Source organism: Actinophytocola oryzae (genome assembly GCF_004364325.1).
In the GTDB taxonomy this organism is placed as follows: domain Bacteria; phylum Actinomycetota; class Actinomycetes; order Mycobacteriales; family Pseudonocardiaceae; genus Actinophytocola; species Actinophytocola oryzae.
On sequence record NZ_SOCP01000001.1, the window covers coordinates 378,925 to 388,946 of the forward strand.

7 protein-coding genes are annotated in these 10,022 nt (G+C 71.7%); all 7 read left to right on the forward strand.

What is annotated here, in order from left to right:
• Window positions 1-146 precede the first annotated feature (146 nt).
• Window positions 147-3,740 carry a family 78 glycoside hydrolase catalytic domain gene (locus CLV71_RS01600; RefSeq protein WP_243866163.1) on the forward strand — a complete coding sequence of 1,198 codons (3,594 nt, stop codon included), beginning with the start codon at window positions 147-149 and terminating at the stop codon, window positions 3,738-3,740.
• A gap of 84 nt (window positions 3,741-3,824) precedes the next feature.
• Entirely contained in the window at window positions 3,825-4,262 is a 438-nt protein-coding gene (locus CLV71_RS01605; protein WP_133900731.1) for a DoxX family protein, read from the forward strand.
• Window positions 4,263-4,355: 93 nt separating this feature from the next.
• Window positions 4,356-4,946: a toll/interleukin-1 receptor domain-containing protein gene (locus CLV71_RS01610; RefSeq protein ID WP_133900732.1), complete on the forward strand. Its 591-nt coding sequence runs from the start codon at window positions 4,356-4,358 to the stop codon at window positions 4,944-4,946.
• Window positions 4,943-7,024, forward strand: coding sequence for a hypothetical protein (locus CLV71_RS01615; protein ID WP_133900733.1), 2,082 nt, complete (start codon window positions 4,943-4,945; stop codon window positions 7,022-7,024). Before CLV71_RS01610 ends, CLV71_RS01615 begins: the two co-directional genes overlap by 4 nt.
• Complete coding sequence (locus CLV71_RS01620; protein WP_133900734.1) at window positions 7,024-8,049, forward strand: hypothetical protein; 1,026 nt, start codon at window positions 7,024-7,026, stop codon at window positions 8,047-8,049. Before CLV71_RS01615 ends, CLV71_RS01620 begins: the two co-directional genes overlap by 1 nt.
• Window positions 8,050-8,115: 66 nt before the next feature.
• Complete coding sequence (locus CLV71_RS01625) at window positions 8,116-8,979, forward strand: peptidoglycan-binding protein (protein ID WP_133900735.1); 864 nt, start codon at window positions 8,116-8,118, stop codon at window positions 8,977-8,979.
• A 33-nt stretch (window positions 8,980-9,012) separates the two neighbouring features.
• Complete coding sequence (locus tag CLV71_RS01630; RefSeq protein WP_133900736.1) at window positions 9,013-9,912, forward strand: M23 family metallopeptidase; 900 nt, start codon at window positions 9,013-9,015, stop codon at window positions 9,910-9,912.
• Window positions 9,913-10,022: the final 110 nt, after the last annotated feature.

Consider the following 10,022-nt stretch of genomic DNA (forward strand, 5'->3'; position numbering starts at 1 on the left):
GCGGCTGGGTGACGTCTCGGTTACGCTCAGTTCGACCCCGCAATTGAAACGTTTGAATTCACGTCGTCGGTTCGTCGAGTGGGAGCCCTGCCATGCCCCGCAACAGCCGCCGCGCGGTTTTCGCCGTGCTCATATCGTCTCTGGTCATGACCTTTCTCGCGGTGCCGGTGGCGAGTGCCGCCCCGGTGAGCCTCACCGGAGCGCACTGGATCTGGTTCGCCGAGGGCGATCCACGCGTCAGCGCACCCGCCGCGCACCGCTACTTCCGCTCGACGTTCACCGTCCCGGCAGGCGCCGTCAGCGACGCCCAGCTCGTGGTGACCGGTGACGACACGGTCGACATCTGGCTCAACGGCACCCCGCTGGCGGCCTCACCCCGCCAGACGGACGCCTGGAAGCGCGCCACGTACGTCGACCTGGCGCCTGCCATCACCCCCGGCGCCAACACGATCGCCATCGCGGCCCGCAACACGTCGCAAGGACCGGCCGGGATCGTCGCACGCGGCCGGGTCGTCACGTCGGGCGGCGCGACCGACCTGGTCACGGACGGCGGCTGGCACGCGAGCCAGACACCCGCCCAGGGCTGGGAACAGCGCGGGTTCGACGACGCGAGCTGGCCCGCCGCGGCCGACCTCGGCGCCTACGGCATCGCGCCGTGGGGGAGTGACGTCGCGGCACCGGACATCGCGGCCGCCTCGCCCCTCCGCGTCGCGGACGGGACGGTAGAGCACCGCGCCGAGCCGCTCGGCGTCGACACGCAGCGGCCTCGCTTCGGCTGGGTGCTCGCCGCGTCGGCGAACCAGCAGCGGCAGGCGGCCTACCAGCTGACGGTGTCGTCGGTGGCCGGTCCGCTGTGGGACAGCGGTCGGGTCGCCTCCGGCCGGCAGGTGGACGTCGTGTACGGCGGCCCGGCCCTGCGGTCGATGACCCGCTACACGTGGCGGGTCCGGGTGTGGGACGGCCAGGGCCGCGCGAGCGACTGGAGCGCGACGCGGTCGTTCGAGACCGGCCTCCTCGCCCCGTCCTCGGAGTTCACCGGGGCGTTCATCGGTCAGGGCGCGGTGGCGCCGGACCTGTCCGGTGCGAGCTGGATCTGGTACCCGGAAGGCGATCCGGTGGCCGGTGTGCCGCCCGCGACCCGCTACTTCCGCCGCACGCTCGACCTGACGGCCGCGCCGACGCGGGCCACACTCGTGCTCACCGGCGACGACGCGGCCGATGTGTGGGTCAACGGCACGCAGGTCAGCTCCTCGCCCCGGGTCGTGGACTCCTGGAAGACCGCGGCGGTGATCGACGTGACCGCCCGGCTCTCCACGGGCCGCAACGCGATCGCCGTGCGCAGCGAGAACACGACCGACTCGCCCGCCGGTGTCATCGGCAAGCTCGTCGTCCAGGGTGGACAGACGATCGTCACCGACGCGGCGTGGAAGGCGAGCCAGACCGGGCCGGACGGCTGGCAGCAGAACACCTTCGACGACAGCGCCTGGCCCGCCGCGCGGGCACTGACCGCGTACGGGAGCGGACCGTGGGGCTCGAACGTCCGGGTGCGTCAGCCCGCGCCATTGCTGCGCAAGGGTTTCACGGTCGACAGGCCGGTCGCGTCCGCGCGACTGGTGACCACCGCGCTCGGCCTGCACGAGACCGTGCTCAACGGCAGGCGCGTCGGCACGGACGTGCTCGCACCAGGCTGGACGGACTACGACAAGCGGGTCCAGTACAAGGTGCACGACGTCACCGGCCTGGTCAGGCAGGGCGCGAACGCACTCGGCGCCTGGCTCGGCAACGGCTGGTACTCGGGCAGCGTGGGGATCGGCGGCGCACAGCGGTACGGCACACAGCCGTGGTACGCCGCGCAGCTGCTGCTGACCTACACCGACGGCACCAGCGCCACGGTGCGGACGGACGGCAGCTGGAAGGTCACCAGCGGCCCGATCCTCGCCGACGACCTGTACGACGGCGAGACCTTCGACGCCCGGCTGACGCCCGCGAACTGGGACCAGCCGGGCTACGACGACAGCGCGTGGGCGGCCCCGGTCGTGCGCGGCGGCACCAAGCCGACGCTGGTGTCGCAAGTGGACAACGGCGTGACCGTGCAGCAGGACTTCCGCCCGGTGGCGATCACCCAGCCACGGCCGGGTGTCTGGGTGTTCGACCTCGGCCAGAACTTCACCGGCTGGAACCGGCTCGCCGTCCGGGGCCCCGCGGGCACGACCGTCACCATGCGCCACGCGGAGGTCCTCAACCCCGACGGCACGATCTACACCACCAACCTGCGTGCCGCCCAGGTCACCGACCGGTTCACCCTGGCGGGCACCGGGAGCGTGGAGACCTACGAACCGCGCTTCGCCGTGCACGGCTACCGGTACGTCGAGGTGACCGGGCTGCCGGCAGGCACCACCCCGACCGCCGACGCGGTCACCGGCCGCGCGGCGTGGGCGTCGGGCGGGCAGCCCGGCACGCTGACGACGTCCAACCCGCTCGTGAACCAGTTGCAGCACAACATCCTCTGGGGTGAGCGCGGCAACATGCTGTCCATCCCGACGGACTGCCCGCAGCGGGACGAGCGGCTCGGCTGGACCGGCGACATCGGCATCTTCGCCGCCACGTCGACGTTCAACCTCGGCACGCAGAACTTCCTCGACAAGTTCGCCGACGACCTCACCGACGCCCAGCACGCCGACGGCGCCTTCACCGACGTCGCGCCGGCCGTGCTGGACACCGCGGGCCGGGCGGGCTGGGGCGACGCGGGCGTGATCGTGCCCTACACGATCTGGCAGCGTTACGGCGACGTCGGGGTCGTCGACGAGCACTTCGCCGCGATGGCCAGGTGGGTCGACTACCTCCGCTCGACCGCGAACGCCGACCTGATCCGCGACCAGTGGACCTACGGCGACTGGTTGAACGTCAACGACAACACGGCCCAGGATCTGATCTCGACGGCGTTCTTCGGCTGGTCGGCCAGGCTGGTGTCCCGCATGGCGGCCGCGACCGGCCGCAGCGCGGAGGCCACGTCGTACGGCCGGCTCGCCGACCAGGTCGGGGCGGCGTTCACCCGGCGTTTCCTCGCGTCGGACGGGACGGTCGGCGCCAACACCCAGACCGGGTACGTGCTGGCGCTCGCGTTCGACCTGCTGCCGCCCGACCGCCGCCAGGCCGCGGCGGACAGGCTCGCGGCGAAGGTCGCGGCGAGCGGCGGTCACCTGACGGTCGGGTTCCTCGGCGTGGAGAACCTGCTGCCGGTGCTCGCCGACCACGGCCACGCCGACACCGCCTACCAGGTGTTGCTGCAGCCGGACTTCCCCGGCTGGGGCTACATGATCGCCCACGGCGCGACGACGATCTGGGAACGCTGGGACGGCATCCGCCCCGACGGCTCGTTCAACGACCCCGGCATGAACTCCTTCAACCACTACGGTCTCGGCTCGGTCGGCGACTTCCTCTACCGGCAGGTCGGCGGTCTGAACCCGGCGAGCCCCGGCTACGCGAGCCTGCTCGTCGCCCCGAAACCGGGCGGTGGCCTCACGTCGGCCCGCGCGGCGTACCAGACCCCGTACGGCGAGGCGGTGAGCGACTGGTCGACGTCGGCGGGCACCCTCACGCTGCGGGTGACCGTGCCGGCAGGCGCCACGGCGACGGTGAAGGTGCCTGGCCAGACGGCCACCTACCCGCCGGAGGCGGTCCCGTTCGGCACCGGGACCTTCCACGTGCCGTCGGGAACGTACGTGTTCACGGCAAGGTAGAGAAGTCCGGGCCGGGTCTGTCGATCCGGCCCGGGGTTGTTCGACGCACTGGTGAGAGCAAGCCACCGGAAAGGACGAACAGCCATGACCACCACCCTGCACACCACCGAGCCGACCAGGACCTCCTCCCGCACCGAGAAGATCCCCGCACTGGTCATCGCGGCGACTCGCGTGGTGGTGTCGTTCCTGTTCGTCCTCCACGGCGCCGTGGGGTTGTTCGGCGTGTTCGGCGGCGTCGACACCCAGGGCGGCACCGTCGAGGTGCTCAGCTGGCCGGGTTGGTGGGGTTCGGTGATCCACCTGGTGGCGGGCGTGTTCGTGCTCGTCGGCCTGTACACGCGTCCCGCGGCGCTGCTCTGCTCCGGCGCGATGGCCTACGCGTACTTCACCGTGCACCAGCCGATCGCGCTGTTCCCCATCCCCAACGGTGGCGAGCCCGCCGCCCTGTTCTGCTGGATCTTCCTGTTGATCGCCGCCATCGGCCCGGGCAGGTTCGCCCTGGACGCACTGCGCCGCCGCTGAACCACGCACGAGGCCCGGGTGGCAAGCGCGCCCGGGCCTCATGCGGTTCTGGTCCAGCTCTCGTCCAGGGGCGGCGGGCATGATTCGCTACCGATGAGAGCCTTTGTCAACTACCGCACCAAGGACGAGGCCGCCACCGCGCAGCTGGTCTCGCGCCACCTCTGCGACCGCCTCGGCGAGCGGAACGTCTTCCTGGACAACAGGTCGATCGAGCCGGGCACCCTGTTCGACGACGAGCTGCTGAGAAACGTCTGGCGCAGCAACCTGATGGTCTCGGTCATCGGCGAGCGCTGGCTCGATTTCCCCGGTTCCGCGGGACGGGCGATCGACGACCCTGACGACTGGGTCCACCGTGAGCTTGCCGAGGCCTTCACCCACCAGGTCCGTGTCGTGCCACTCCTCGTGGGCGCGGCGCGGTTGCCTTCGGAGGCCGAGCTGCCGCGGCCGCTCGCCACGTTGGCCCACCGCCAGTTCGTGCGGTTGGACCTCGGCATGCCCGAGACGGGTTTCGCCCGCCTCGACCGCGTCCTGGAGCTGCCGTCCCGGGGCGAGGAGCCGAAGCCGACGGGTGGCCAGTCGGGAGGGATCGGTTCGGTGCGGGGCAACCGCAACATCAGCATCACCGATCCCGGTGGAGCGGTGAACATCGGCGACCGGATCAACCTCGGACGGGATGGCGTATGACCGAACCCGACCCACCGGTCGACGAGGCCGTCGACGACTGGGACGACGACGAGCCCGACGACGAGCAGACAGGCCAGTCGGGTGGGATCGGCGTGGTGCGGGGCGACCGCAACATCAGCGTCACCGACCCGCGTGCCGCGGTCTCGATCTTCGACAGGGTGCGGGTCTACCTCCAGGCCAACGCAGAACCCGGGACCGGGCGACCGCCCAGGCTGGTGCCGGAGGACATTCTCACCGACCTCGTCGAGCGGTTCGTGCCGCCACCAGGGTACGGCGACCTGGTCGCACGGCTGCGTGCTCCGGGAACCGTTGTCGTGTCGGGAAGTCCCGGCTGCGGCCGACGCTCGGCCGCGCTCATGGTGCTGAAGGAGTCCGGCGACGGCGCGACCCGGTTCCGCGAGCTGCCGGACGACGGCGCCGACGGCGGGCTCGTCCTCGACGCCGAGGTCGTCGAGCCGGGCGAACGCCTGCTGCTGGACCTGTCCGGCCACGCGGAGCCGATCACGCGTCACTTCCTCGCGAACCTGCGTGCCTATCGCGCCTCGGTGGCCGAGCGGCAGGCCTACCTCGCGGTCGTCCTGTCGACGGAGCTGCGGTACGTGGCCGCCGAGCTGGGCACGGAGGCGGTGCTCGTCGGGCGGCCCGACGGCCGCAAGGTCTTCCTGCGCCACCTGGAGGCTCTCGGCGTCCCGGTACGTGAGCGGCTGGACGAGACGCTGGTGCGGCACCTCGACCACGACCCGATGGGCCACATCGCGGCGCTCGCCGGCCGGGTGCGGCGTGCGTGGAGCGTGGCCTCGGGACAGGGCGACTGGACCACCTGGCTCGTCTCGGCGCTCGACCCCGACGCCGAGCTGGACGCGGTCGCCCGGTTCGTGCGGGAGAACCCGGACGGCCGGGTGCGGGCGCTCCTGCTCGCCGCCGCCGTGTTCGAGCACACCACGCCCGAGGTGGTGGAGTCCATGGCGGCGGCGTTCCTCGACGTCGTCGGCTACCCGCCGCACGAGGGCCACCGCCTGGACCTGCCCGACCTCAGGGAGGCACTCGCGAGGGTCGAGGCCACCATCGACGCGGGCCGCGTCCGGTTCACCTCCGTGGCCTACGCGGATGCCGTGCGGACGCACTTCTGGCGCACCTTCCCCGACCTGCGCCAGAGCCTGCGCCGCTGGTTCGACCGAGGTGTCCGGTCCCGCGCGCTGTCCCCGGCGGACCGCACGGACGCCCTGCTCGGCTACACCACCCAGTGCCTGCGCACGGGCCATCCCGGCGATCTCTGCGGGCTCGTCGAGCAGTGGGCGAGGCGGTCACCCTCCACAGTGGACTACCTGCTCGACGCGGCGGGGGCCGCCCTCACCCAGGGTCTGCTCAGCGAGTCGCACGGTTCGTGGTTCCGGCGCCGCTTCTACGACTGGTCGACCGACCACCGGCTGTCGCCGAGCCTCGCGATACTGGTGGCCGGGTTGTGCGAGGGGGTGATCGCGCCGGCACGGCCGCACCAGGCACTCGTGCGGCTGCGCCACCTCACCCGGCACACGCGGCCGGAGGTCGTCGCCGAGGCACGTGCCGTGCTCGGGAAGCTGTGCCGGGACGGCAGGTTCGCCCGCCGCATGCTCACCCGCGTGCACGAGGACCTCACCGGCGAGCACCCGAGGGCCGTGGACTACGAGCTGTTCACCGACGTGGCCGACCCGGTGCGCCTGACCGCGGGCGCCACGTCGACCAGCCCCGGCATGGGGTCGTTCCCGCGCCTCGCCGAGCAGTCGGTCCGGGCACTGCTCGTCGACGGGTGGGCGGCGTACCTGGCGGCGGCGCTGCCGTACGAGACCGTCGTGGCCGCGGTGACGCGCTGGCTCGACGCCTCGGTGACGGAGACCGTGCTGCTCGACGTGCTCGCCGCCGCGACCCGTGGCCGGGCCCGGCCACGTGCCCTCCTGTACGCCGTGTCGCGTGACTGGGTCGCGGCGGCCACGGCGGAAGCGCGGCACGACCGGACACGCACGGCGGCACTGCTGCGGCAGGCGTGTGCCGACATCCGCCAGGAGACACAGTCCCCGGTCGCACAAGGAGCGACGTTCTGATGTTCAGTGACAAGGCCTACCTGACCACGACCATCGCGGCGTCGGTGGTCATCAACGCGTTCATGCTCGTGGCGGGCACGCCGTGGTGGATCGGCGTGGTGGTCTGCGTGCCGATCATCGTCGGCGGCCTGCTCGTGAAGCAGCGGATCGAGAACGAGCGCCTTGCCGAGGCGCCGCCGCAGGAGCACCACGAGCCGCCGCCACCGCCGCCGCCTCTGCCTCCCGGGCGGGCGCCGGTGTACGAGCTGGTGCTGCCGAGCGCCAACCCGGACTACCGGTTCCTGTTGAGCGCCAACGTGTTGTGGCGTCAGCACGGGTCGGCGCACCTGCGGCCGGACCAGCTCGCCATCGACGCCGTCCGGGAGCGGGCGGCGAGGTTCACCCAGGGCGAGAACGCCAGGGACAGCGATCTGCTGGCGCCGCGGCTGGCCGCGGACCTGTCCGTCGCCAGGCCCGATCGGACCGGGCACCTGGAGGCGTGGGCACAGGACGTCGTGCTCATGATCCCCGACGCCGATCGCAGGCGGCTCGACAAGCTCGCGGAGCTGCGCAAGGACGAGGAGGTGTGGGAGCACGAACGGGCCCACGAGAAGAACAAGCGGGCCTACCTGCGTGACGACGTCCTCACCACGACCGGCAGTGCCGTGGTGTGGTGGCTGGCCCGGGACGCCTCCCGTGTCGAGGAGGCGGTCGGCCTGATCGGCACGCTGGCGAGGCTGGTCGCCGCGGCCCAGGACCGCGACGTGGAGCCGGTGTTCCAGACGCTGATGACCGACACGCGCCAGGATGTCGACCCGATGGAGCGGGTGATGGGGATGCTCCTGCCCGAGGGGTCGGAGCCGGAGCGTGCCGACCTCGCGGACCGCCTGGCCACGATCGCGACCGAGATGGGTGCCGACGACGTGGCCCGCAGGATCCGCGAGCAGTACGACGCCCCGGACTTCGCGGAACCGGTTCCGTCACTGTTCGACGAGGCCGTGCACCCGAACGGGCAGCCCGAACCGGAGTCGCCTCACCCCGTGTGACCCTTTGTACGTGTCTTGTACGTCCGCTTGTCAGCATGTCCGGCAAGCGGCGAACGGAGCGTACTGATGGTTCAGTCACCGGACAGGGCGACCTACTCGAGGCGACGGCTGCTCTCCCGCGGTGTGGCGGTCGGGGCGGCGTTGGCGGTGCCGGCGCTGGCGGGCACCGGGAGAGCCGCCGCGTTGGCGGCGGTGGACATGGAGCAGGTGCTGATCGCCTGCCAGGTGGACCCGCCCAAGCCGGGCACGGACACCACGCCGGGCGCGGCGTCGCACGTGCTGCTCGTCGAGCAGGCGTTGCAGGCCAAGGGTTTGCTGGCCGCGGCGCAGGTCGACGGGCACTACGGGACCGCGACGCTCGACGCGTACGCGGCCTGGCAGCGCAGCCTCGGCTACACCGGCCTCGACGCCAACGGCGTGCCAGGGCGGACGTCCCTCACCCAGCTGGGGTCCGGGCGCTTCGACGTGACCCGGCCCGTGACCGCCGGTTCCCGCACCGCGACCTACGGCGGCAAGCGGGTCAACACCAGGACCGCGGACATGCTGCGTGCCGCGGACGCGACCTTCTCGTGGAACCTGACGCTGTCGCAGGGTTCCTACACGTCGAGCAACCCCGACTCGGCAGGCACGCACGACGGCGGGGGAGTCGTCGACATCAGCGTCAGCGGCCTGTCGACCACCCAGCGGTGGCAGACCGTGCAGGCGCTGCGGACGGTCGGGTTCGCGGCGTGGCTGCGCACCCCCGACGACGGGTTCGCCTACCACATCCACGCCAACGGCATCTCCGACCCGGACATGTCCCGGCAGGGGCGTGACCAGGTCAACGACTACTACTTCGGCCGCAACGGGCTGGCCGACAACGCCGCGGACAACACCCCGGCGCAGTACAAGGTCGCGTTCACGTGGTGGGAGAAGCACCTGCGCGGCTGAGCGGACCGAGACGACCACGGAGCGAGGTAGGCGATGTCATACAGGAAAGCATTCGTGACCGGCGTGGTCGCGGTGCTCACGGCGGTGCTCACGGCCGCGCCCGCCCAGGCGCGGACCCCGGCCGACGTCGGCATCACGGCTGCGCACAAGAGCCCGTTCAGCTGCGGCAAGACGTTCTACGCCAACAACTGGTCGCCAGGCCACAGCCCGTCGGGGGCGATCGACTGGCAGACCTACGGCAGCGACGCGGTCGGCGGCGAGACGGTGCGTGCCACGGCGAGCGGCACGGCCCAGTTCTCGACGACGCTGTCGCTGACCGGTGACGTGGGCATCCTGGCGTACGGCAACTACGTCGTCATCACGCACGGGGACGGCACCAGGACCCGGTACGCGCACCTCGCCACGATGGTGCGCAGCCCAGGCCAGTCGATGTCGGTGAGCCAGGGCACGGCGATCGGGACGGTGGGCGGCACCGGCGGCGACTACGCGCCACACCTGCACTACGAGCAGATCACCGCGAGCGGCGCGCTCGACACGAGTCCGACCGTCGAGGGCGTGACCGTCTCGTTGGGGCAGAAGAAGGCCGTCACGAGCACCAACAACTGCGGCGGCAACCCGTACACGCCGGAGGAGGTCTGCGGCAGCGGATTCGGCGTCGTCGACTCGGCCGCGCTCACGGGTGGTCGCGTGTACCTGTTGTACAACTCGGGCAGCAGCGACAACTGTGTCGTGACGCTCAAGTCCACGAGCCTGGGCACCGCGTCGGCGACGTCGGCTTTCCTCGAGCCACAGGGGAGCACGAGGACGACCGACTCCGGCAGTTATGCCTACTACGCCGGGCCGGTGAAGCGCCACGCCCCGAGCGTGTGCGTGAAGTGGGGCGGCTCGGTGGGCGCCAGCACCTACACGAGCCCGTTCGAACACTGCGCCTGAACCACCACGAAAAAGCCGGGTGTGGCACGACATCGTGCCACACCCGGCTTTGTGGGCTCTGTGCCCCGCGCGGCAATTGACGAACACGAAGGGCCGCCGCACCCTCCCGG

Coding starts and splice junctions, on each gene's coding strand:
- CLV71_RS01605 (WP_133900731.1), top strand. CDS start 3,825: ATGACCACCACCCTGCACACCACCGAGCCGACCAGGACCTCCTCCCGC.
- CLV71_RS01620 (WP_133900734.1), top strand. CDS start 7,024: ATGTTCAGTGACAAGGCCTACCTGACCACGACCATCGCGGCGTCGGTG.
- CLV71_RS01625 (WP_133900735.1), top strand. CDS start 8,116: ATGGTTCAGTCACCGGACAGGGCGACCTACTCGAGGCGACGGCTGCTC.
- CLV71_RS01600 (WP_243866163.1), top strand. CDS start 147: ATGACCTTTCTCGCGGTGCCGGTGGCGAGTGCCGCCCCGGTGAGCCTC.
- CLV71_RS01630 (WP_133900736.1), top strand. CDS start 9,013: ATGTCATACAGGAAAGCATTCGTGACCGGCGTGGTCGCGGTGCTCACG.
- CLV71_RS01615 (WP_133900733.1), top strand. CDS start 4,943: ATGACCGAACCCGACCCACCGGTCGACGAGGCCGTCGACGACTGGGAC.
- CLV71_RS01610 (WP_133900732.1), top strand. CDS start 4,356: ATGAGAGCCTTTGTCAACTACCGCACCAAGGACGAGGCCGCCACCGCG.